This window comes from Antarctobacter albus (assembly GCF_900101505.1).
Classification (GTDB): Bacteria; Pseudomonadota; Alphaproteobacteria; order Rhodobacterales; family Rhodobacteraceae; genus Antarctobacter; species Antarctobacter albus.
Genome location: NZ_FMZI01000003.1, coordinates 71,333 through 92,908, shown reverse-complemented (window position 1 = coordinate 92,908; position 21,576 = coordinate 71,333). Strand labels below are relative to the sequence as shown.

Genomic DNA, 21,576 nt, shown 5'->3' with positions numbered 1-21,576 from the left:
GAGAGTCCGTCAAAGTTTCAGGCGCATGGGGTCAGCACAGATCGCCCGCCAGGCCCTTTTCGATCAGTGCCACGGTCTCGTCGATGCCATAGAGCGCGATGAACCCGCCGAACCGCGGACCCTGGCTTTGGCCCAGCAGCACCTCGTAAAGCGCCTTGAACCAGTCGCGGAGGTTCTCGAACTCATGTGCTTTGCCGACGGCAAAGACGAGGCTTTGCAGCGTCTCGTCGTCGGTCGCGCCGTCATGCGCCCCAAGCTGCGCGGCCAGGTCCTCCATCGCCGCGCGTTCCTTGGCGTCCGGGGCGCGGAAGACCTTGGTCGGCTTGACGAAATCCTCGTAGTACTTGACCGCGAAACCGGCGGCGGCATCCAGGTCGGGATGCGTTTCCGGCGAGGCGTCCGGCGCGTAACGGCGGATGAAGCCCCACATCGCGGCCTTGTCCTCGGCCCCGGCGGCACTGGCAAGGTTCAGCAGCATCGAGAAGGGCACCACCATCTTTGATTCCGGCACGTCGCCGTTGTGGATGTGGTAGACCGGGTTGTTGACCTGCGCCTTGAGATCCTGCCCCGGGTAGGCGCGCAACTGCTGGTGATATTCGTCCACCGCCTTGGGGATCACGTCAAAGAACAGCCGCTTGGCGGTCTTGGGCTTCTGGAACATGAAATAGGACAGCGACTCGGTCGAGGCGTAGGTCAGCCACTCGTCGATCGAGATACCGTTGCCCGAAGATTTCGAGATCTTCTGTCCCTTGTCGTCCAGGAACAGTTCATAGGTGAAATGCTCCGGCGCCCGCACGCCCAGCGTCCGGCAGATGCCGTCATAGATCGGCGTGTTGGTGCTGTGGTCCTTGCCGTACATCTCGAAATCGACGCCCAGCGCGGCCCAGCGGGCGCCGAAGTCCGGCTTCCACTGCAGTTTGACGTTGCCGCCGGTCACGGGCAGCGTCCATTCCTTGCCGTCCTCGTCGTCGAAGGTGATCTCGCCCTTGGCGGCATCGACGTTCTTCATCGGCACGTACAGCACGCGGCCCGTTTCCGGGTGGATCGGCAGGAAGATCGAATAGGTCTCGCGCCGCTCGTCGCGCAGCGATTTCAGCATGATCGCCATGAGGTCATCATAGCGTTCTGCGCAGCGCAACAGGATCTCGTCGAACTGGCCGGACTTGTAGAACTCGGTCGCGCTGATGAACTCGTATTCGAACCCGAAGGTGTCGAGGAACCGCCGCAGCATGGCGTTGTTGTGGTGGCCAAAGCTCTCATGCGTCTCGAAAGGGTCATAGACGCTGGTCAGCGGGCGCTGCAGGTCCTCGCGCAGGCGCTCCTGGTTGGGCACGTTGCCCGGCACCTTGCGCATCCCATCCATGTCGTCCGAGAAACAGATCAGGCGGGTCGGAATGTCCGAGATCACCTCGAAGGCGCGGCGGATCATGGTGGTCCGCGCGACCTCGCCAAAGGTGCCGATATGCGGCAGGCCCGAGGGGCCATAGCCCGTCTCGAAAAGGACGTAACCCTTTTCAGGCGGCGCCTTTTCATAGCGTTTGAGGATCCGGCGCGCCTCTTCGAAGGGCCAGGCCTTGGCGCTCATCGCCGCGTCGCGCAGATCGGACATTTCTCGGTCTCCTTGGGGGGTGTTGCGGGCGCTTCTCTATTGCCCCCCCGCCTCCGCGTCAATAAATTGCACGGCGACGCCATTGCAGACCGAGGCCCCCGCATGTCCGACGCCACCCAGCCGCTCAGCCCGCAGGACTGCCTCGTGGCCCTGATGATCGCCGTTTCCGTCTCGGACGAGAGGGTGCGGACCGTCGAACTGGTCAAGATCGACGCCTCGGTCAAGATGCTGCCGGTCTTCTCGGGCTATGACAGCGACCGGGTGCGCGCGATGTCGACCCTGGTCTTCGAGCTTTTCGAACAGGAAGACGGGCTGGACGCGCTGTTCGGCCTGATCCGGGACAACCTGCCGGAACGGCTGTTCGAAACCGCCTACGCGCTGGCCTGCGATGTCGCCGCTGCCGATGGCACGCTGCAGGAAACGGAACTGCGCCTGCTCGAAGAGATTCGCTACGAGCTCAACCTCGACCGCCTGCACGCCGCCGCGATCGAGCGTGGCGCCCGGGCGCGGCACCTGACCCTGTGAATTTGACTTGAAACGGCCCGAATCCCGGGCTGGCCTGTTGCAAAAATCCCATAGGTTTTGCCGCTCTACCCCCTGTACCGGGCCGGGTCGGGTATACCTGACTGACCGGCGGGTAACCGCGTAGTAACGTCCCTCTAGGCATTTTTTCGCCGAAGCTGCCAAGCTTGTACCTGGAGGGACGAATGAAACGATTTTTTGCCGCCGCGCTGGCCGCGGCACTTCTGTGTTTTTCACCGCTCATGGCCGCCGCCGCCCCGCTGGTGGCCAAGGTCGACGTGTCGACCCAGACCATGACGGTGATCTACAACGGCAAGGTTGAGTATCGCTGGCCGGTCTCGACCGCCCGAGCGGGCAAGCACACGCCGCGTGGCCAATGGAATGCCTACTGGCTGTCCAAGTACCACCGGTCGAGCATCTACAACAACGCGCCGATGCCCTTTGCGATCTTCTTCAACGGAGACTACGCGATCCACGGCACCGACCAGATCAGCCGCCTCGGCCGTCCCGCTTCGGCCGGCTGCGTGCGCCTGCACCCCGAACATGCCGCCGTGTTGTTCGAACTGACCCAGCAGGTCGGCAAGAAGAACATGAAGGTCGTAATCGACAACTGAGCCGCCAGGCCGGCTGCCACCGGCCATGAAGATGCCCAGACATGAAAAGGACCCTGCATCGCGGGGCCCTTTTTTCGTTGGTCGCAGGGGACGTCACGGCCCGATACAGAGGGTCAGCTATACCTCTTCCAGGTCTCCATCTCGATCGCCTTGCGGGTTTCAAGGGCAGAAATCTCGGACTGGATAGCGCGCCGCTGTTCCGAATCACTCGCCTCGGCCAGCCGTTTGCGGGCCTCGTCGATACGGACCTGCAACATGCCGAAGGGCGTCATCGCGCCACTTTCGGCAAAGGTATGCGCGAAAGGATCGACGGTCAGGCTGCTTGGCTCGATGGGTTTTCCCGTGCCCGGCAGGTCGTCGAGATCGCCGTTTTCCTGTGCACGCCTGAAAGCCTGGTCGATGAACGACTCGAACATGTCCATCACGGCCCCTTCCACTCTTCTGCCACGCGTCCTTGTGCTTTGGCACTTATGCAGCCGACAGCTCCGTCGCAAGGCGCGCGGTCAGACAGGGTCGCTTTCGTACAGAACACCCCAGCGCCCGATCAGCCCCTGTTGCAGGATCTTGGCCCGGCTGTTCCAGCTCCGTCCGCCTTCGGGGCGTTCTCGCTGTGCCTTGGTCAGCGCGTCCCGCCGCGGCATGTCGGCGGCAAAAATCGCAAAAACCAGCTCGGTGCCGTCGGGCAGATCGACGAAACCGGCCAGCCCGCTGACGAAGTTCAGGGTGCCGGTCTTGGCCCGCACCTTCAACGGCGCATTCTCGATCACCTGGTAACGGGAATCGCGGAGCGGCATGTCCTTGAGCAGCGGCTTGATACCCATCTTCATGCGCAATCCGCGCAGGCATCCCATCATCTGCATCGCGCTGACCCGGCTCTGGTCGCCCAGGCCGGAGTGATCGACCAGCGCCAGGCCGCCGACCCCCAGTTTTTCCTGCGCCCAGGCATTCATTTCCGCCGCCGACGCCTGAAGCGAGGCGGGAACGGCCCCGCTGCGCGCCACGCTGGCGGCAAGGCCGACGACCTCGGCGGTCAGGTTGGTCGACCATTTCAGCATGTCGCGCAGGATCACCCGCAAGGGCGGGCTTTCGTGGCGGGCCAGTTCATCGCCGCCGGGCAAGCCGGTGGCGATCTCGGGCTTGCCGGTCTTGATGCCCTGCGCCGCCAGCAGCGTCTGGAACACCTCGCCCGCGTAGGCCTCGGGCTTTTTGATGGGCAGCCAGCGCGCGCCGCCGTCGCCCAGCGCGCCACGCGCCACCGTCCAGTTGTCGCGCCCCAACTTGTCTTCGTAGGTATATACCGGCAGGCTGCGGTCGATCAGGTCCATCCGGGCCACGCGCACGTCCGGCCGGTGCGCGGCAGAACGTGCCTGCATTGTCACGGTGTAGTCGCTGCCCGCCTTGCGCCATTCGAAATGCACGCGGTTGTAGTTCAGGTTCAGCCCGGACACCGACGGATTGTAGCCGACATGATCCGGCTGGCTGGCGTCGATGCCGATCAGCGAAGGCAGCGCCCCGCCCCAGACCTTCAACCCGCCGGTCAGGCCGGTGACGCCGGCGGCGCTGACCGCTGCCGCCAGCCCGGCAAGGGCGTCGGTGTCCAGCGTCGGATCCCCCCCGCCCGCCAGCACCAGGTCGCCCTGCACCACCCCGTCCTTGACCGGGCCGGTGGCGATCACGCGGGTGACGAAATGATGCGCCGGACCCAGCACGTCCAGCGCGTAGCCGGCGGTCAGGGCCTTGGCCACGCTGGCCGGGGGCAGGCTCACGTCGGGGGAATGCGTCTCCAGCACCTCGCCGCTGTGCAGGCGCGCGACGGCAAAGCCGACCTCGCCGTCAAGCGCCGCGCGTTCGATCAGCGCCTCTGCGGGCGGCTGGATGCGTTTTCGAAAATCATCGGACCGTGCGACCGGGCGCAACGAGGTTTCGGGCGCTCGCGCCCAGCCGGGCGATGCCGCCCCGCCTAGCGCCGCACCCGCCACTCCCCCCAGGAAGGCACGTCTGGAAATGCCATGCGTCATGCGCCCGATCTAAGCGAATCCCGGACCTTCGGGCAACCGGCAACTGGGGGCACGCCCTTCACGTTTTCGGGCCTGTTGCCCAGTGGCCCGCCGCGCGGATCGCGGTCGAGCTGAGGTCGGTCATCGGCATGTTCACGAAACACCAGGCCGGGGGGCACATGCTGGGCAACCGGTGCGAGGCCTGTGCCGGTATCCGCGCCGCGCGATAGATCCGCGCCGCCGGAGAGCTGCGCGCCGCCGTGCGCAGCCCGGGACGCGCCAGAATCCCCAGCGGCACGGCCTGCAGGATGCCCTGCCAGTTGTCCCAGCGATGGAATTGCGCCAGGTTATCGGCCCCCATCAGCCAGGTGAACTGCACCCTCGGAAACAGGTGCCGCAGCCGCGCCAGGGTTTCGGCGGTATAGCGTGTGCCTGCGCGCGCCTCGAAATCGCTGACGGTGATGCGCGGGTGGTCGATCATCGCCCGGGCCACCGCCATCCGGTCTGCCAGCGGCGCCGGGGGATTGGGTTTCAGCGGGTTCCCCGGGCTGACCAGCCAGACGACTCGGTCCAGCCCGAACCGTTTGAGCGCCTCGCGCGACAGGTGCAGATGCCCCGCGTGCGGAGGATCGAAAGAACCACCCAATAGGCCAATCCGGGAGCCGCGCGGCAGTGCACGCCCATCCAGCGCACCCGCCCCGGCCGGGAATACGTCCTGCCCCTGTCTGCCTGACTGCGGCACGCCGCATCCTCCCGCCAAGTTGCGCCCGCGCGCACCGGGCAACCGGATACGCGCTCAGACCGGCTTGTGCAAGAAACCCTTGCGCGCGGGGGCCTTACCCGACCCGCCGGACCGCGCCGCCCAACTGCGCAGGACCATGCTCCGGCCCTTCGCCGGACGCCTCCACAAAGCACTTGCGCATCTCCTGCCCAAGCTGTTCCAGATCCGTCCCGAGGCCGACCAGACGACCAACCTGCGCCTCCATATCCGGCATCGCCTGCCCCGCCCGGACGGCGCCGCGGATCTCCCTCTGCGCACCGTCGACCTGCTTGCCCAAGGCGCTTACCAGCCGCACCCCGTCCAGGACCCGCTCTTGCGAGGAAGTAATCAGCGCTCTCACCCGCTCCGCGCTTTCAGCCGATTGGACAGCCAGACCGTGCATCTCTTCGGCGACGACGGCAAAGCCACGCCCCGCCGTCCCGGCCCGCGCCGCCACGATCCCCGCGTTCAACGCCAGCAGGTTGGTCTGAAAGGCGACGTCCTCCATCACCTCGACCACCTGCCCGATCTCGTCGGTCGAACTCGCGATCCGCGCCAACTGCTCGACCGCCCTGCCGGGCAATCCGGCATCCCGATCCAGCACCGCCCGCGCCGCCTGCACCGATCCGGTCATGTCCCGAGCCGCCCCCAGGACATCCTGGATGCCCCGACCCAGGTCATCTGCCCCGGTCCGCAGGTGGTCAATTGCCTCGACGCCCGCACGGCCGCCTGTCTGCGCCTGCCTCAACTGCAGGGTCAGCCGACGCAACTGCCGCTCTGCATGCTGCCGGGTCCGCACATGTTCACCCAACTCCGACGCGACCCTTGCCTCTACGGCCCCAATCGCCCGCAGGATGCCCGGCGGGCATCCCTCCGGCAGCGTGGGCTCACCCCGTGCCACCCGATCCAGGGCGCCCTGGATGGCGCAAAGGTCGAGCGCCGGTTGCGCCGCTGCCTCCTGTCGTGCCTCGACAAGCGCTGCCTGAAGTTCCCCCACGGCCCGCGCCAACCCGCCGATCTCATCACCCGAGGCGCGATCCGGCAACACGCTCAAGGCGCCATCCGCCGATGCGACAACCGCCGTCTCCAATGCACGCAGGCGCCGGGCAAGCCGTGCCGCCGCGACCCAGGCCAGACCGAAGGCAGCCAGCACCTGCAGACCAGCCCCGGCCACCAGCATCCGACCCGCTGCACCGTCGCCAAGAACGCCCACGGCCAGCGCCACCAAAGACGACGCCACGGCCACCAAGCCCGGCAGCCACCACCGCAGGCCCAGCCGTGCCTGTCCCTGCTCCGGCGCGTTCCGCATCACCCTTGCCTTTCCCGGTCCCCGGCCCCTTGGGCACGACCACCTAGATGACGGGGAAATCTTTAGATCGGTTTAAGGCAAATTTGCCCGGAATTTTCCGGGTCTCGCGCCGCAGATTGCACCGCCGACGCCAACGCGCTACTCCGTCACGAACAACGCGCAAGCTGCAGGAGCGGATCATGGCCTCGTATCAGTATGTCTACCACATGGATGGCGTCTCCAAGACCTATCCGGGCGGCAAGAAATGCTTTGAAAACATCCGCCTGAGCTTTCTGCCCGGAGTCAAGATCGGTGTCGTCGGCGTCAACGGCGCCGGTAAGTCGACCCTCATGCGGATCATGGCCGGAATCGACAAGGACTTCACCGGCGAGGCCTGGGCCGCAGAAGGCGCCAAGGTCGGCTACCTCCCGCAGGAGCCGAAGCTGGAAGAAGAGATGAGCGTGCGCGACAACGTCATGCTGGGCGTGGCCGAGAAGAAGGCCAAGCTGGACCGGTTCAACGAACTCGCCATGAACTATTCCGACGAGACCGCCGACGAGATGGCGCAGCTGCAGGACGAGATCGACAGCCAGAACCTCTGGGATCTGGACAGCCAGGTCGACGTCGCGATGGAGGCGCTGCGCTGCCCCCCCGATGACGCCATGCCGGCCAACCTTTCGGGCGGGGAACGCCGCCGGGTCGCGCTGTGCAAGCTCTTGCTCGAAGCACCCGACATGCTGCTGCTCGACGAACCGACCAACCACCTGGACGCCGAGACCATCGCCTGGCTGCAGCAGCACCTGATCGACTACAAGGGCACCATCCTCTGCGTCACGCACGACCGTTATTTCCTGGACGACATCACCGGCTGGATCCTCGAGCTCGACCGCGGTCGGGGCATCCCCTACGAGGGCAATTATTCCAGCTGGCTGGAACAGAAGGCCAAGCGGCTGGAACAGGAAGCGCGCGAGGACAAGGCCAAGCAGAAGACGCTGGAACGCGAACTGGAATGGATGCGCCAGGGCGCCAAGGCCCGGCAAGCGAAATCCAAGGCCCGGATCAGCGCCTACAACGAGATGGCCAACCAGTCCGAGCGCGAGAAACTCAGCCGCGCCCAGATCATCATTCCCAATGGCCAGCGCCTGGGCCAGAAGGTGATCGAGGTCGAGCACCTGAACAAGCACATGGGCGACAAGCAGCTGATCGAGGACCTGTCCTTCTCACTGCCGCCGGGTGGCATCGTCGGCGTGATCGGCCCGAACGGCGCCGGTAAATCGACGCTGTTCAAGATGATCACCGGGCAGGAAACGCCCGACAGCGGCACCATAGAATTCGGCGACACGGTGCAGCTGGCCTATGTCGACCAGTCGCGCGACGACCTCGCCGCGGATGCAACCGTCTGGGAGGCGATTTCCGGCGGCGCGGAACAGATCAAGCTGGGTGACGCCGAGATGAACAGCCGCGCCTACTGCTCGGCCTTCAACTTCAAGGGCGGCGACCAGCAGAAGAAGGTCGGCCTGCTCTCGGGTGGTGAGCGCAACCGGGTGCACATGGCGCGCCTGCTGAAAGAGGGCGGCAACGTCATCCTGCTTGACGAACCGACCAACGACCTCGACGTTGAAACCCTGCGGGCGCTCGAAGACGCGCTGGTCGATTTCGCAGGCTGCGCCGTCGTGATCTCGCACGACCGTTTCTTCCTCGACCGGATCTGCACGCATATCCTGGCCTTCGAGGGCGAGGCGCATGTGGAATGGTTCGAGGGCAACTTCGAGGACTACGAAGAAGACAAGAAGCGGCGGTTGGGCGCGGATGCGCTGGAGCCGAAGCGGCTGAAGCACAAGAAGTTCACGCGGTGAAGGTCGAAAGGTAGTGCGTCATGACAACTAAGCGTTCCATAGACGCCTATTTTTCGGCAGATGTTGAGACGGACGGCCCCGTGCCCGGCCCATACTCGATGCTTTCTTTCGGAATGGTTTATGCTGGCGAATTTGATGGGCATGAATTCATTCACCCCAGTCACCTAGACATTTCTTTTTATCGTGAAGTGCGCCCGATATCGGACAATTTTGTGGGCGAGGCGCTAGACGTAAATAAATTAGATCGCGATAAACTAAAGTCCAAAGGGGCCGATCCACACGAAGCGATGACAGAGGCGGCACGGTGGGTGCAAAGTGTTGCCAACGGCAGAAATCCAGTCCTAGTTGCATACCCACTCGCCTTCGATTGGACTTGGCTCTATTGGTATTTTACAGTCTTTTCAGAATCAGGGTCTCCGTTCGGCTACTCTCAATGCTACGACCTAAAAACTGCATTCGCCACAAAAGCGGAACTCCCCATCTCTCTTTCGGGTCGATCGAGATTGCCAATTGACGTCAAATCCTTGCGTAGACATACTCACCATGCGGTAGACGATGCCGTGGAACAGGCAGAAATATTCGCAAACCTATTTGAGTGGAGGCGACGACGTGAAAGAAATTGAACGCAGAAAAAATTATTCCGATTCAACAATCTCCCGCCTGAAGGAAAAGCTAAAACTATCCACCAGAGAACTGGAAAACAAGGGCTGTATATACTTAACCGGATCCTTTGGACGCCGTGAAGCGAGCGAAGGCAGCGATATAGATGCATTCATAGCATGTACTGGTGGCGAGCAAAGCCGGGCTGTGTCACGTTTGTCTGAGATCAAGATCAAGGCCGACCTGATAAATGGCACGGAAAAACTGAGACTACCAGAATTTGATGGAGACGGCGACTACCTGAGACTATTCTCATTTGACAAACTTATAGAATCCATTGGATCGCGAAATGATGACTATGAAAACACATTTACAGCTCGTCTGCTGCTTCTTCTGGAAGGGAGCCCCCTGATAGGCGAAGAATCTTTTTCCGACCTGCGAAGCAGCATAGTTGACGCATACTGGAAAGACTATGGCGGGCACGAAGCAAGCTTTATTCCAGCGTATTTCACCAATGACGTTTTGCGGCTGTGGAGAACGTTCTGCGTGAACTACGAAGCCCGCACTAGCGACAACACGTCAGAAAAACTAGCCAAAAGGAGAGCAAAGAACTTCAAGCTTCGCCACACTCGAATTCTTACCTGTTATTCCGCGCTCGCCATGTTAATAGATTCAGAGCGCCAGAAGAAAAAAATTGATCAACACTGCATTTTGGAAGTCTGCCTGCTCACCCCGACTGATCGAATAGAGAGATTGCGTGAGAGCGCGAGTTCAAAAGCTGAACACGTCTTGCAGCTATATGAGCGATCTCTCGAATGGACAGCCAAAAGCGATTTTAAATCGCTGTTTTCGCGCGACGATTTCAATAACGCGCGCAGAATGGAGTCAAGAGAGTTTTCTGAGGCCTTCTTTGAAATGTTGATGGAGTTGGGTAGGGACACGACATTGCTGAAAAGACTCGTAGTCTAAAGGGATCAGAAGCAGTCTTCTGAGGTTTCTTGCATCTTGCCAAGTCCATCCGCACCATAGCTACGGGTGTTGTGCGGAGGATTCTCGATCCGCCCACGAAAAATCCGCGCGGGGCCCATCGGCGTACCCGCGCGGGTCCACTACTCACACGGCCCGAACGACGGGCCCAACCATCACCCGTCGTCCGACGGCTGCGCGCCGTCGCCCGGCATCCGCTCCTGGAACATCGCGGTGATCCGCTGGCTCAATGCGTCGTCGGCCTGGGCGGCCTCACCGATGGCGGTATAGGTCGGCACGTCGATGCCATCGGTCTGCACGATGGCCGCCTTCATCTCTTCCTGCGCCTGGCGGACCAGTGCCTGCTGCTGCTTTTCGTTGACAGCCCCCTGCAGCCGCGCCTGGTAGGTCTGGCGCAGGGCCATGACCTTCATCGCCGCATCGACAAAGCTTTCGAGGTCGCTGTCGCTGTATCGCGCCTCGGCCTGTACCGGAACCAGGTCGGCCTGCGGTCCGGATTGCGCCAGGGCCGGCGTCAGCGGTGCCGCGGCCAGTGCCACGAGGGTTGCAGTTCCAAGAATTTTCTTTCTTACGCTCATGATCGGTCTCCCGTCAGAGGTGGATTTCACGGCTCTCACCGCACTCTCCCCCCGACCAAATCCCTTGGCGCCGATGTTTCAACCGTTCAGCCAAAATTCCTGTGCTGACGGCGGCGGTCCGCCGCCGGTGCTACAGCGCCAGCGCCGTCGCCCACAGACCCAGTGCAAACACCGAATGCGCCAACAGCCCCATGACGCGCCCCTTCCAGGGCCGCTCCGTCCGCGACAGGGCCCAGCCCAGCCCCATGCCGGGATGCAGCAGGAACCATCCGCCCGCGATCGTCACGATCCCCCAGATCCAGGCCATCCAGAACACCGGCGCGTCGAACCACGCGCCCCCGACGATCAGGGCAAAGACCACGCCGTAGACAACCCCGACAAGATAGTGAAACGCCCAGCCCAGCGCGCGCTCTCCCGCCACCGGAGCCGCTGCGTCGATGTCGTCGTGAAAGACCCGCCCCCGGAACAGCCAGCCGACCCAGCGGCCCACGTTGCCCCAGTTCGGCCGCCCCTGCCCCGCCAGCCGGTCCAACAACAGCGCCCAGAGGTCCATCGCCACCGTGCCGCCGATGCCGATCACCACGCCTGCCCAGATCACGCCCATTGCTCCCCTCCCTGTTTGCGCCACCATGACCCCGGCATGCCAAAGTGGCAATCATCCCGGCCCGCACCGCCCCGCGCCCAACAATCTTGACCACTGCGCCGGACCCGGCCTAACCTTGCGTCGGACTTAGATTAATTGCTCAAGGAATTGATACATGCACCGTCTATTGATGCTGGCGCTCTGCTTGATGACCGCCGTCAGCGCCGGGGAAACCCGCGCACAGACCCAATACGCCCAGAACAACAACCAATTCACCGTCATCTTTGTGAATGCCTGCAACCGGCAGATCCAAACCGCGATCAACTATCGCGACCTGTCGGGCAACTGGGTGACAAACGGCTGGTGGAACCTCGCTCCGGGGGAATCCGCGACGGTCGCCTTTACCACCAACCGCATCTACTACATGTACGGCGAAAGCATCGCCCCGGTGAACAGCCGCATCTACTGGCGCGGCGCCGTGCGGCACTTCCATATCCGCGGTTCGTCGCACACCTATGGCTTTCGCCAGCGCACGATGGACATGAACAACTGGGGCCGCTGGACGGAACGCTTTACCTGCAACTAGGCCGGCCCACTTCAAACCGTGGTATCCTCGGAACAGGTCCCGGACCAACCGGGACCGATTCTGGAGGAGAAACTCATGTCTTTCATCCGTTTGCCCGCCCTCGCGGCGGCCTTTTTCATTTTTGCCACCCCCACCCTTTCCGAAACCGTGAATGCCGCCGGCGTGGGCCACGGCACATCTACCGCCACACCGATGCCGGTGACCGATGGTCTGGTCATCGTACACGCGACCTCGATGTACGAGCGTTTCGAGACCGAGGACCCGATGAACCCCTTTGCCAGCGCAAAGGGCCCCTGTTTCGGCGCGATCCTCATCGACAAGGGCAAGGTGTCGGGCGACGGTCTTTGCCACTACACGGACGGCGACGGCGACGTGGCCGTTGTCAAATGGGTTGCCAATGGCATCGATGCCGAAGGCCGCACGCAGGGCGAGTGGATGGTCCTGGGCGGCACCGGCAAGTGGGCCACGATGACGGGCGGCGGGACATTCGACGCAGGCGGTGATCCCTATACCAACCGGGTCGCCGGCGAAATGACCCGGAACTGACCGTGCAGACCGGGGCCAAAAGGCCCCGGAAAGCGCCCCTTTGCAGGGCGCAGCAGACCTGGCAATTGCATCTGCGACAATCCGATCCTTCTTGCTCCGACTCAGCAAACCTGCGATATCCAATACCGCTACGTTACCACTATCGCCTACCTGTCTCCGTCATACGGCGTCAGCGCAACCGATACTGCTCTGACATTGCCGGGCCGCAGCACTTCCGCGTGCGGCAAATCTACAGGAGACCACGGAATGGCCACTGGCACCGTGAAATGGTTCAACACCACCAAAGGCTACGGCTTCATCGCGCCCGAGGGCGGCGGCAAGGACATCTTCGTCCACATCTCTGCTGTCGAGCGTTCGGGCCTGACCGGCCTGCAGGACAACCAGAAAGTCAGCTTCGAACTGCGCACCGGCCGTGACGGCCGCGAAAGCGCGTCGGACATCGAACTGCTCTGATCGGCGCCGCCCGGGGTCGTCAGGCCTCGGGCGGAACCATCCTCTTGTTGCCCTCCTCGTCGAGGGCAACATAGGTAAAGACCGCCTCGGTCACTTTCTCGCGCTTGCCGATCCGGTTGCGGATCACCCAGGCCTCCAGCCCGATCCCCATAGAGGTCCGGCCCACCCGCGCGACCCAGCCATAGATTTCCAGCACGTCGCCGATCCGCACCGGACGGATGAATTTCATCGCGTCAACCGCCACTGTGGCCACGCGCCCCTGCGCCCGCTCTCCGGCGATGATGCCGCTGGCAAGGTCCATCTGGCTGAGCACCCATCCACCAAAGATATCGCCGCTGACATTGGCATCCGCCGGCATGGCCAGCGTCCGCAGGGTGGGATCGCCCTTTGGTGTCACCTGTTCCATTCCGTGCCTCCTTCCTGTCCCGCGCGGCACCACGCACCGCCTTTGTCCCGACCATAGCCGGTTTTGTACAAAACGTCAGAATCCGCGTACGTTTTGTACGTTTTGTACAAGGGGTCGCCGGTCAACTGCCCCCTTGCGCCAGGCTCCCGAGGGCGTTTTCATGGTCGGGTATTCCGGAGGGTCCCCCATGCTGCGCAACATCCCCGCCATCCTCTCGCCCGAAATCCTGTACAGCCTGCGGGCGATGGGACACGGCGATGACCTCGTGATCGCGGATTGCAATTTCCCAGCCTATTCAATGGGATGCAAGGTACACCGCCTCGATGGCCTGTCCGCCACCCAGGTGCTGCAAGCGGTTCTGACACTCTTGCCGCTGGACAGTTTCGTCAAGGACCCGGCCCATACCATGCAGGTGGTCGGCGACGCCGAGGCCACCCCAGAAATCTTCAATGAATTTCAAACCCTTATCGATAATTTCGCGGACAACCCCGCGCCCATCGCGACGCTGGAACGCTTTGCCTTCTACGAGCGGGCAAAGACCGCATTCGCAGTGATTCAAACCGGGGAATCAAGGCTTTACGGGAACATCATCCTCAAGAAAGGGGTCATCCCGCCAAACTGAACTGGCCGGTATGGTTTTCGTGACTGTCGGAAAAGGGCGCCTTCCCCCATCTTCAGAGACAGGAAAAGGAGACCCGCCATGACCAAGCACAACCAGCCCCGCCCCGCACAGCCCACCATGCCCGTCCCGGGCCGCACCACGCCCAAAACCTACCAGTTCACCGACTGGGCCGCTTTCTGAACCGCCCGGCCAACTCTTTGATCAAAGACGTTTTTCCCGGGACCATCCGGGGCAGATGCAAGACCTGCGGGAGTGAACCCCTGCACCCGGACCTTGGCGAGCGCGCCGCCAAAGCCAACCGGACAAAGCGATCAGAGCCCTGCGATGTCCCGCAGTTTCGCCACGATCCCCTCGACCCCTTCCCCGCCCTTGAGAGCTGAGAACAGGAACGGTCGCCCCGCGCGGACCCGCGTCGCATCGCGCTCCATCACCTCCAGAGAGGCGCCGACATATGGCGCCAGGTCGGTCTTGTTGATGACCAGCAGATCCGACCGCGTGATCGCCGGTCCACCCTTGCGGGGGATCTCTTCTCCGGCAGCAACATCAATGACATAGACCGTGAGGTCCGCCAGCTCCGGGCTGAAGGTGGCCGACAGGTTGTCGCCCCCGGATTCGATCAGGACGATCTCGACCTCCGGATGCCGCTGCCGCATCTCGGCCACGGCGGCCAGGTTGATCGAGGCATCCTCGCGGATTGCCGTGTGCGGACACCCCCCGGTTTCCACGCCGATCACCCGGTCCGCGGGCAGGATCTGCATCCGCATCAGCGCCTCGGCGTCCTCTTGCGTGTAGATGTCGTTGGTGATCACCCCGATCGAGAAATCATCCTTCAGCCGCTCGGCAAGCCGCGCGGTCAGGGTGGTCTTGCCGGCGCCGACAGGCCCGCCGATGCCAATGCGCAAGGGGCCGTTCATCCGTGTCATGACTGGAATAGCCTCGGTTCAAGTGTTTCGTGTTTCATGGAAGCGATATCGGACAGAAAGGCGCAGGAGGCCATATCGTCCAATGTCAGCCCCTCCGTGCCCGCCGCCACCTCGGCGCACAGCGGCGCCAGTCGCGCCAGCACAGCCTGCGCCGCCATCTGCCCCAGGGGCATCAGCCGCTGGGCGGCAGAGACCAGGTTGCCTGCAAAGGACTGAAGATAAAGCGCGATCACCGGCTCTATCGCCATGTCCATCTGCCGCGCCGCGTCGCCCAGCGCCACAGGCAAGAGCATCGGCGGCAAATCCAGGTCCCAAACCTCGGCCGTGACCTGCGCAAAGGCCGCGCCCTGGCGTTCCGCCTCGCGCAGGCGTTCGCGTGAGGGCTGCCAGGCGCGCGCCAGCGCGTCGAGCTCGGCCGCGGACCGATCCCCCTGCCAGGCCAGCCGGATCCAGAGCGCATCCGCCTTGCCGGACCCGTCGCGCAGGACATCCGTCAACCATGCCTGAAGGCTCTCCGCATCTGTCACCCAACCCTGCCCCACGGCGCTTTCCAAGCCGTGTGACCAGGCGAAGGCGCCCACCGGGTAGGCAGGGGACAGCCATTGCGTCAGCGTCAGCAGGCGCGGGTCAATGGGCATGGGCGGTATGGCCGTGCTCGTGGCTGTGGGTGCGGCCGTGGCCATAGGCGCCGCCCTCGGGCGTAAACGGCTCCTGAATCTCGGTAATCCCTGCCCCCAGGTGTTCCAGCATGTGCCGGATGACCGGGTCGCGCTGGATCAGCAGCACGGTCCCTGCCATCTGGCAGGGCGTGTGACGGTTGCCAATGTGCCAAGCCAGACGAGGCAGATCCCCGGACACGGCCAGCAGATCTTCTGCCGCCGCGACCACTTCGATCAGGCGCCCGTCATCGCATTCCAGCGCGTCGCCCTCTTCCAGGGAGGTCGTCTTTTCCAGGTCGACGACGAAGCGCTCTCCGTTGACGGTCGTCAACACCTTGCGGCGCAGGAAGCGTTCATCATACGTCAGCCGGCAGGTCTCATGTTCGCCCGACCAACTGCCCGCGGGTCGCAGGGTCTGGGCCACGGGAAGCTCGGTCATTGCACCACCTCGATGCTGCTATAGTAATAATCCGTCCGCTCACCATCGCTTTCGAACCCGGCGATGTAGGTGATCCCAAGCTCGGGCAGGTAACGCAGGTAGTCGACGCTTGACACGATATCGCCCCCATAGCGGACCTCGACCGGGATCATGCGGTAATCGCAGCCGCCGATGGTGTTGATCGCCTCCTGGCCAAAGCGGTAGTCATGCGTCTCTGTCCATTGCTCGCCACCCCGGATCACAACGACCTTCGCGCTGAACCCGCCACCTGGCTCTGGGGCAGGCAGGACGCCCGACACGGTTTCAAAGGTGTAATGGACCATGTCGCCAATGGGCTTATGGTCGGAATCGAGGTCCTGCTGCTCCATGATGTAGACCCCTTTGGCGAAATCCATCCAACCGACATAATCGCCCTCTTCCCAGACAGACTCGACGAATCCGGGCCGCATCTGGGTAAAAGTCTCGACGTGTCCGCCGTCGATCGTGAAGCGAATGCCAGTGTAGAGATCATCGGCCACCGGACAGGACGCCCAAAGTGGGGCGCCCAACCCGCACAGCACAGATGTGGCGCAAACAAGCAGTTCAGTTTTCAAGTCAGTTACCTTGTTCCTTTGGGCCGCATGAGGCTGTGCGGTCCTGGGTAGGAGGCAAGGCATCGCGTCGGCCTGCCCCTCATTCGATCACCTCGATGTCGGAATAGTTGTAGCGGTCCGAACCGTCCGTATAGTCACTGCCCGCGTAGTAGGAAAAGCCGAAGGCGGGGAGGTAATAGAGCAGGTCGACCGTGCCACTGTCGTCGGGCTCATACCGGATCTCGATCGGGATCAGATCGTATTCGCAGGCGCCGAAGTTGATCTTGGACAGCGGGCCGAAGTCGTAGATCTGGCGTTCCTTGTCGAGATCGCCAAGGTTGTTGATCGCCACGTCATAGGTCACCTGCCCGCCCGGTTCGGGCACCGCCAGTTCTTCTGCGCGGCCCGGAAAAGCATAGGTGACACGCGTATCCTGGTCCGGCACGCCCTCGACCAGATCGACCAGTTCGACCAGGTAGACCCCCTGCGCCAGCAGGTTGCGCGTGACCAGCCCGTCCGAGGCGGAATAGACCGCCTCGATCATGCCCGGCCCGATGCGGCGGTATTCCTCCGTATCGACGTCATCGACGGTAAAGCGAATGCCCTTGTCGATGTCCGATCCCACGGGACACCCCCAGGCCACGGGGGCAAGGAAAGCAAGGCCGGCGGCCAGGACCAAGCTGCGCATGTTCAAACTCCAATCGATTGATCCGCGTCCGGTGACGCCCGGACCAGGATCATGTTGCGGGAGCAACTGGCGGATATCAAGCGGCGGCCCGCAGGGGCCGTCCCCCGCCGCCCCGGGACGATTCAGAACAGGAAATACCGCTGTGCCATCGGTAGTTCGCTGGCCGGTTCGCAGGTCAGCAACTCGCCGTTGGCGCGCACCTCGTAGGTTTCCGGGTCGACCTCGACCGTAGGTGTCGCATCGTTCAGCAGCAGGTCCTTCTTGCCGATGCCACGCGTGTTCCTGACCGCCACGGTCTGCTTGGCCAGCCCCAGCCCGGCGCCGATCCCCTCGGCATGCGCGGCCTCGGAGACGAAGGTGACGGCAGAATTTTCCACGCTGCGGCCATAGGCGCCGAACATGGGCCGACTATAGACCGGCTGCGGTGTTGGGATCGAGGCATTCGGATCGCCCATCTGCGCACAGGCGATGGAGCCACCGATCAGCACCATCTCGGGCTTCACGCCAAAGAACGCCGGGTTCCACAGGACGAGGTCGGCGCGCTTGCCTTCCTCGATGCTGCCGATCTCATGGCCGATGCCATGCGCAATGGCCGGATTGATCGTGTATTTCGCGATGTAGCGCCGGACGCGAAAATTGTCGTTGTCGCCGGTCTCCTCGCTCAGCCGCCCGCGCTGTTTCTTCATCTTGTCTGCGGTCTGCCAGGTGCGGATCAGCACCTCGCCCACGCGGCCCATCGCCTGACTGTCCGACGCGATGATCGAAAACGCGCCCATGTCGTGCAGGATGTCCTCGGCGGCGATGGTTTCGCGCCGGATCCTCGATTCCGCGAAAGCCACGTCCTCGGGGATCGCCTTGTCCAGGTGGTGGCAGACCATGAGCATGTCGAGATGCTCTTCCAGAGTGTTCATGGTGAATGGCCGCGTCGGGTTGGTCGAGGAGGGCAGGACGTGTTCCTCGCCGCAGATCTTGATGATGTCCGGCGCGTGTCCGCCCCCCGCGCCTTCGGTGTGGAAGGCGTGGATGGTGCGGCCCTTCATGGCCTTCACCGTATTCTCGACAAAGCCGCTTTCGTTCAGCGTATCAGTGTGGATCATCACCTGCACGTCCATCGCGTCCGCCACGCTCAGGCAGCAGTCGATGGCGCCGGGCGTCGTGCCCCAGTCCTCGTGCAATTTCAGCGCGCAGGCGCCGCCCAAGACCTGTTCCTCCAGTGCCGCGGGCAGCGAGGCGTTGCCCTTGCCCGCAAAGGCCAGGTTCATCGGAAAGGCATCCGCCGCCTGCAACATCCGCCCGATGTGCCAGGGACCCGGCGTGCAGGTGGTGGCCAGCGTCCCATGCGCCGGGCCGGTGCCCCCGCCCAGCATGGTGGTCAGGCCGGAATGCAGGGCATCCTCGATCTGTTGCGGGCAGATGAAATGGATGTGGCTGTCAAAGCCGCCCGCGGTCAGGATGCGCCCTTCGCCCGCGATGGCCTCTGTCCCCGGGCCAACGATGATGTCGACGCCGGGCTGGGTGTCCGGGTTACCGGCCTTGCCGATCTTGTGGATGCGCCCGTTCTTCAGCCCCACGTCAGCCTTGTAGATGCCCGAGTGATCGACGATCAGCGCGTTGGTGATGACCGTGTCCACGGCGCCCTCAGCCCGTGTGGTCTGGGCCTGGCCCATGCCGTCGCGGATCACCTTGCCGCCGCCGAATTTCACCTCTTCGCCGTAAGGGCCGGTCAGGTCCTTTTCGACCTCGATGATCAGGTCGGTATCGGCCAGCCGCAGCCGGTCGCCGGTGGTGGGGCCGAACATGGCGGCGTAGTCAGAGCGTTTGATAGTGGCTGGCATCCTGTCCTCGTTCTTGTCATCGGCGGACCCTCTTCGGGTCCGGGCCGCGTCCTATTCCTTGAAAACCTCGTCCACAGGCACCTGCAGGGCGCTCGCGAGGGCGTTGGTCTGGTTGGCCATGCCCATCACGGCCAGCAGTTCGCCGTACATCTCGGGCGTCATCCCCTTGGCGCGGGCCGAGGCCGTGTGAGAATGGGCGCAGTAGGCACAACCGTTGGTGCCGGAGACGGCAACATAGATCATCTCCTTGACCAGCGGATCCAGCGCGCCGGGCGCCATCACCACCTTGAGCCGGTCCCACGTCGCCTTCAGCAGCGCCGGGTCATGCGCCAGCGCGCGCCAGAAGTTGTTAATGAAATACGTCCCGCGCACCGCGCGGATGTCGTCGAAAACCGCCTTTGCCTCGGCGCTCAGTTCCTCGTCGGACAACAGTTTGACCGTCGCCATTACATCCTCCACTTGGGTCCGCGCCGCGCCAGCCGCAGCGCGTTGGCCCGGGTCTGGCGATGCAGCGGGGCCAGCGCGGCGCCAAGGGGATCTTCCCCTTTCCAGGCCGCGCGGGTCGCCTGTTCCATCGCCAGCGGGAAATTCACTGCCTTTTCACGCATCATCCGTGCCGTCTCGGAGGGGGTCACGGACCACAGCCCGGCCATCCCCAGGACCCGCATGGCCACCACCGTTTGCGCCTCGGCCGCCATGCAGGCAAAGCGCGAGGCGGTGAGCCAGAGATCGAAAGGGGACAGCCGGACCATAGGCGTCACACCATCGCGAAAATGCGGGCAGGGCCACCGGTGCCGCGCGCATGTTTCGGGGCCCCCACGATCAGCGTGGCCCCGGAGGCCGGGACATTGCCGAGGTTCGCAATATTCTCGATCCCGTAGCGATTGGTCGGCAACCATGCGTAGTGCGCGTCGAAGGTGGCCGAGTTGCCCGGATCCAGCGACAGCGTGTCCGTCGCGATGGCCCGCGCGCCCGTTTCCTCGACCAGCATCTGGGCCGCCTCGACGTGGAAACCCGGGAAATGCATCACCCCGTCCCCATCCGCGTTGCGGAACCCGTCGGTGCCCAGCCTGGCGGTCCAGCCCGAATCCATCGCGACGCAGGCGCCCTCGGGGATATCGCCATGTGCGGCGATCCACGCCTTGAGGTCGTCAGGTGTCACCATCGTGTCAGCGTCTTCGGCAGCCCGGGCCGCGATATCCACCTTGACCAGCGGGCAGACCAGGCTGTCGACCGGGATTTCGTCCACCGACTGCCCATCGGCCGAGAAGTGCAGCGGCGCGTCCACATGGGTGCCGGTGTGTTCGTTGACCGTCAGGCTGTACAGGTTGAACCCGTCCTTGGCGAAATCGGCCCCCTTGTCGTAGGAAATACCCGGAACGCCGAAATAGGTCGGAAAGCTCTCGTCATAGGTATGAGTCATGTCGACGACACCGCTGCCGTGGCTTGCCGCCATCGCCGGTTTTGCCATGCCGGCCCCCAGAACGGCCCCGGCACCGGCAACGGCCCCCGCCCTGAAGAACGAGCGCCGCGACAGCATCCGGTCCTTGACCGAGTTCATCACGCATACATCGCACATGGTCTTTCCTTCCCTGGTTGGTTTCTGCAACCCCACCAGTCTGTGCCGACTCGGGCGCGTCAGTCCAGCGCGCCCATCACCTGTTGATTGAACCCGTAGACCCGGCGCGCCCCCGAAATCGGGATCAGGTTGACCTCGCGCGCCTGCCCCGGCTCGAACCGCACCGCCGTTCCCGCCGCGATATCAAGCCGGCATCCGCGCGCGGCGGTCCGGTCGAAATCAAGCGCGGGGTTGGCCTCGGCGAAGTGGTAATGAGAGCCCACCTGCACCGGGCGGTCGCCGGTATTGGCCACGCGCAGCGTCACCACCTCGCGGCCTTCGTTCAGGGTCAGCGTGCCCTCGGCGGGGAACAGCTCCCCGGGGATCATCTCCGGCCCCAGGCGATCAGGCCCGCAACCACGATCAGTGCCACGGCGGGCAACAGGCTCAGCCAGCTTTCGGCGCCATGCGGATGCATGTGCGAGCCGGGATGCGACATTGCGGGAGCGGCGGCCATGAGTGCGGCGCCAGTTGCGATCAGCTTTTTCATCCTTGTCCCTCGTCTTTCTTCTCTCTGAAAATACTCAATGTCACCGGATCGGATCGTGAACCGTCACCAGCTTGGTGCCGTCCGGAAAGGTCGCTTCGACCTGCACCTCGTGGATCATCTCGGGCACACCCTCCATGCATTGTTCACGCGTGATGACCTCGGCGCCCGCCTGCATCATGTCGGCGACGGATCGCCCGTCCCGGGCGCCTTCGACCACGGCGTCGGTGATCAGTGCAATCGCCTCGGGGTAGTTCAGTTTCACGCCGCGGCTCAGGCGCTTGCGGGCCACCTCGGCGGCCATCGCGACCAGCAGCTTGTCTTTCTCGCGCGGGGTCAGTTGCATGT

General features: G+C 63.6%; 29 protein-coding genes. 9 read left to right on the top strand and 20 right to left on the bottom strand.

The window, feature by feature from the left end; all coding sequences use genetic code 11:
* Positions 1 to 31: 31 nt before the first annotated feature.
* Complete coding sequence (locus BLQ71_RS05995) at positions 32 to 1,609, bottom strand: lysine--tRNA ligase (protein WP_074621075.1); 1,578 nt, start codon at positions 1,607 to 1,609, stop codon at positions 32 to 34.
* Positions 1,610 to 1,711: 102 nt separating this feature from the next.
* On the opposite strand from BLQ71_RS05995, the gene BLQ71_RS05990 reads away from it, so the two are divergent.
* Together BLQ71_RS05990 and BLQ71_RS05985 are read left to right on the top strand one after the other, a co-directional pair.
* A complete protein-coding gene (locus BLQ71_RS05990; protein WP_043135992.1) occupies positions 1,712 to 2,134 on the top strand; it encodes a tellurite resistance TerB family protein in 423 nt (140 codons plus the stop codon).
* 182 nt (positions 2,135 to 2,316) lie between these two features.
* Complete coding sequence (locus BLQ71_RS05985; protein ID WP_043135991.1) at positions 2,317 to 2,745, top strand: L,D-transpeptidase; 429 nt, start codon at positions 2,317 to 2,319, stop codon at positions 2,743 to 2,745.
* A 113-nt stretch (positions 2,746 to 2,858) separates the two neighbouring features.
* Here BLQ71_RS05985 and BLQ71_RS05980 read toward each other — a convergent pair whose 3' ends face one another.
* The 4 genes from BLQ71_RS05980 to BLQ71_RS05965 all read right to left on the bottom strand — a co-directional run bounded on the left by BLQ71_RS05980 (position 2,859) and on the right by BLQ71_RS05965 (position 6,811).
* Positions 2,859 to 3,167 carry a DnaJ family domain-containing protein gene (locus BLQ71_RS05980; protein WP_074621074.1) on the bottom strand — a complete coding sequence of 103 codons (309 nt, stop codon included), beginning with the start codon at positions 3,165 to 3,167 and terminating at the stop codon, positions 2,859 to 2,861.
* A gap of 81 nt (positions 3,168 to 3,248) precedes the next feature.
* On the bottom strand, positions 3,249 to 4,763 hold the full coding sequence (gene dacB, locus BLQ71_RS05975) for a D-alanyl-D-alanine carboxypeptidase/D-alanyl-D-alanine endopeptidase (RefSeq protein WP_074621073.1): 1,515 nt from the start codon (positions 4,761 to 4,763) through the stop codon (positions 3,249 to 3,251).
* A gap of 58 nt (positions 4,764 to 4,821) precedes the next feature.
* Positions 4,822 to 5,415 (bottom strand): nicotinate-nucleotide adenylyltransferase, encoded by a 594-nt coding sequence (locus tag BLQ71_RS05970; protein ID WP_083342180.1) that lies wholly within the window; start codon positions 5,413 to 5,415, stop codon positions 4,822 to 4,824.
* A gap of 163 nt (positions 5,416 to 5,578) precedes the next feature.
* On the bottom strand, positions 5,579 to 6,811 hold the full coding sequence (locus BLQ71_RS05965) for a methyl-accepting chemotaxis protein (RefSeq protein WP_074621072.1): 1,233 nt from the start codon (positions 6,809 to 6,811) through the stop codon (positions 5,579 to 5,581).
* A gap of 179 nt (positions 6,812 to 6,990) precedes the next feature.
* On the opposite strand from BLQ71_RS05965, the gene ettA reads away from it, so the two are divergent.
* From ettA to BLQ71_RS05950, 3 genes are read left to right on the top strand one after another with little or no spacing between them, the layout of a single operon-like run.
* Positions 6,991 to 8,646, top strand: a complete 1,656-nt coding sequence (ettA, locus tag BLQ71_RS05960; protein ID WP_043135983.1) for an energy-dependent translational throttle protein EttA — start codon at positions 6,991 to 6,993, stop codon at positions 8,644 to 8,646.
* A gap of 20 nt (positions 8,647 to 8,666) precedes the next feature.
* Positions 8,667 to 9,269 carry a 3'-5' exoribonuclease domain-containing protein gene (locus tag BLQ71_RS05955; RefSeq protein ID WP_074621071.1) on the top strand — a complete coding sequence of 201 codons (603 nt, stop codon included), beginning with the start codon at positions 8,667 to 8,669 and terminating at the stop codon, positions 9,267 to 9,269.
* Positions 9,256 to 10,215, top strand: coding sequence for a nucleotidyltransferase domain-containing protein (locus BLQ71_RS05950; RefSeq protein ID WP_157923287.1), 960 nt, complete (start codon positions 9,256 to 9,258; stop codon positions 10,213 to 10,215). Before BLQ71_RS05955 ends, BLQ71_RS05950 begins: the two co-directional genes overlap by 14 nt.
* 173 nt (positions 10,216 to 10,388) lie before the next feature.
* Here the strand turns inward: BLQ71_RS05950 and BLQ71_RS05945 are convergent, their stop codons facing one another.
* Both BLQ71_RS05945 and BLQ71_RS05940 read right to left on the bottom strand, forming a co-directional pair.
* Positions 10,389 to 10,811 (bottom strand): DUF4168 domain-containing protein, encoded by a 423-nt coding sequence (locus BLQ71_RS05945; protein ID WP_074621069.1) that lies wholly within the window; start codon positions 10,809 to 10,811, stop codon positions 10,389 to 10,391.
* A 130-nt stretch (positions 10,812 to 10,941) separates the two neighbouring features.
* Positions 10,942 to 11,415 carry a DUF2938 family protein gene (locus tag BLQ71_RS05940; RefSeq protein ID WP_074621068.1) on the bottom strand — a complete coding sequence of 158 codons (474 nt, stop codon included), beginning with the start codon at positions 11,413 to 11,415 and terminating at the stop codon, positions 10,942 to 10,944.
* A gap of 154 nt (positions 11,416 to 11,569) precedes the next feature.
* Between BLQ71_RS05940 and BLQ71_RS05935 the strand changes: the two genes are divergently transcribed.
* The 3 genes from BLQ71_RS05935 (at position 11,570) to BLQ71_RS05925 (ending at position 12,979) form a co-directional block, all read left to right on the top strand.
* Positions 11,570 to 11,980, top strand: a complete 411-nt coding sequence (locus BLQ71_RS05935; protein WP_083342166.1) for a DUF1036 domain-containing protein — start codon at positions 11,570 to 11,572, stop codon at positions 11,978 to 11,980.
* A 75-nt stretch (positions 11,981 to 12,055) separates the two neighbouring features.
* A complete protein-coding gene (locus BLQ71_RS05930) occupies positions 12,056 to 12,526 on the top strand; it encodes a hypothetical protein (protein ID WP_074621066.1) in 471 nt (156 codons plus the stop codon).
* Positions 12,527 to 12,772: 246 nt separating this feature from the next.
* Positions 12,773 to 12,979, top strand: a complete 207-nt coding sequence (locus BLQ71_RS05925) for a cold-shock protein (protein WP_043135970.1) — start codon at positions 12,773 to 12,775, stop codon at positions 12,977 to 12,979.
* 19 nt (positions 12,980 to 12,998) lie between these two features.
* Here BLQ71_RS05925 and BLQ71_RS05920 read toward each other — a convergent pair whose 3' ends face one another.
* The gene (locus tag BLQ71_RS05920) at positions 12,999 to 13,385 is read right to left on the bottom strand and encodes an acyl-CoA thioesterase (protein WP_043135967.1); all 387 of its coding nucleotides are present in this window, start codon (positions 13,383 to 13,385) and stop codon (positions 12,999 to 13,001) included.
* A gap of 187 nt (positions 13,386 to 13,572) precedes the next feature.
* Between BLQ71_RS05920 and BLQ71_RS05915 the strand changes: the two genes are divergently transcribed.
* Positions 13,573 to 14,007 carry an RbsD/FucU family protein gene (locus tag BLQ71_RS05915; RefSeq protein ID WP_074621065.1) on the top strand — a complete coding sequence of 145 codons (435 nt, stop codon included), beginning with the start codon at positions 13,573 to 13,575 and terminating at the stop codon, positions 14,005 to 14,007.
* Positions 14,008 to 14,318: 311 nt separating this feature from the next.
* On the opposite strand, the gene ureG is transcribed toward BLQ71_RS05915, so the two are convergent.
* The 12 genes from ureG to BLQ71_RS05860 form a co-directional block, all read right to left on the bottom strand.
* A complete protein-coding gene (ureG, locus tag BLQ71_RS05910; protein ID WP_069209304.1) occupies positions 14,319 to 14,930 on the bottom strand; it encodes an urease accessory protein UreG in 612 nt (203 codons plus the stop codon).
* Entirely contained in the window at positions 14,927 to 15,568 is a 642-nt protein-coding gene (locus BLQ71_RS05905) for an urease accessory protein UreF (RefSeq protein ID WP_074621064.1), read from the bottom strand. The genes ureG and BLQ71_RS05905 overlap by 4 nt, the downstream gene beginning before the upstream one ends.
* On the bottom strand, positions 15,558 to 16,028 hold the full coding sequence (locus tag BLQ71_RS05900; protein WP_074621063.1) for an urease accessory protein UreE: 471 nt from the start codon (positions 16,026 to 16,028) through the stop codon (positions 15,558 to 15,560). Before BLQ71_RS05900 ends, BLQ71_RS05905 begins: the two co-directional genes overlap by 11 nt.
* On the bottom strand, positions 16,025 to 16,546 hold the full coding sequence (locus tag BLQ71_RS05895) for a hypothetical protein (RefSeq protein WP_133066122.1): 522 nt from the start codon (positions 16,544 to 16,546) through the stop codon (positions 16,025 to 16,027). The genes BLQ71_RS05900 and BLQ71_RS05895 overlap by 4 nt, the downstream gene beginning before the upstream one ends.
* A 154-nt stretch (positions 16,547 to 16,700) precedes the next feature.
* Complete coding sequence (locus tag BLQ71_RS05890; protein ID WP_069209308.1) at positions 16,701 to 17,288, bottom strand: hypothetical protein; 588 nt, start codon at positions 17,286 to 17,288, stop codon at positions 16,701 to 16,703.
* A gap of 122 nt (positions 17,289 to 17,410) precedes the next feature.
* A complete protein-coding gene (ureC, locus tag BLQ71_RS05885; RefSeq protein ID WP_074621061.1) occupies positions 17,411 to 19,123 on the bottom strand; it encodes an urease subunit alpha in 1,713 nt (570 codons plus the stop codon).
* A gap of 51 nt (positions 19,124 to 19,174) precedes the next feature.
* A complete protein-coding gene (locus BLQ71_RS05880; RefSeq protein ID WP_074621060.1) occupies positions 19,175 to 19,570 on the bottom strand; it encodes a carboxymuconolactone decarboxylase family protein in 396 nt (131 codons plus the stop codon).
* On the bottom strand, positions 19,570 to 19,875 hold the full coding sequence (locus tag BLQ71_RS05875) for a hypothetical protein (RefSeq protein ID WP_074621059.1): 306 nt from the start codon (positions 19,873 to 19,875) through the stop codon (positions 19,570 to 19,572). The genes BLQ71_RS05880 and BLQ71_RS05875 overlap by 1 nt, the downstream gene beginning before the upstream one ends.
* A 5-nt stretch (positions 19,876 to 19,880) precedes the next feature.
* Positions 19,881 to 20,702, bottom strand: a complete 822-nt coding sequence (locus BLQ71_RS05870) for a cyclase family protein (protein ID WP_074621058.1) — start codon at positions 20,700 to 20,702, stop codon at positions 19,881 to 19,883.
* 59 nt (positions 20,703 to 20,761) lie between these two features.
* Complete coding sequence (locus BLQ71_RS05865; protein ID WP_074621057.1) at positions 20,762 to 21,070, bottom strand: urease subunit beta; 309 nt, start codon at positions 21,068 to 21,070, stop codon at positions 20,762 to 20,764.
* On the bottom strand, positions 21,067 to 21,231 hold the full coding sequence (locus tag BLQ71_RS26325) for a hypothetical protein (protein ID WP_157923286.1): 165 nt from the start codon (positions 21,229 to 21,231) through the stop codon (positions 21,067 to 21,069). The genes BLQ71_RS05865 and BLQ71_RS26325 overlap by 4 nt, the downstream gene beginning before the upstream one ends.
* 40 nt (positions 21,232 to 21,271) lie before the next feature.
* On the bottom strand, positions 21,272 to 21,574 hold the full coding sequence (locus BLQ71_RS05860; protein ID WP_043135940.1) for an urease subunit gamma: 303 nt from the start codon (positions 21,572 to 21,574) through the stop codon (positions 21,272 to 21,274).
* Positions 21,575 to 21,576: the final 2 nt, after the last annotated feature.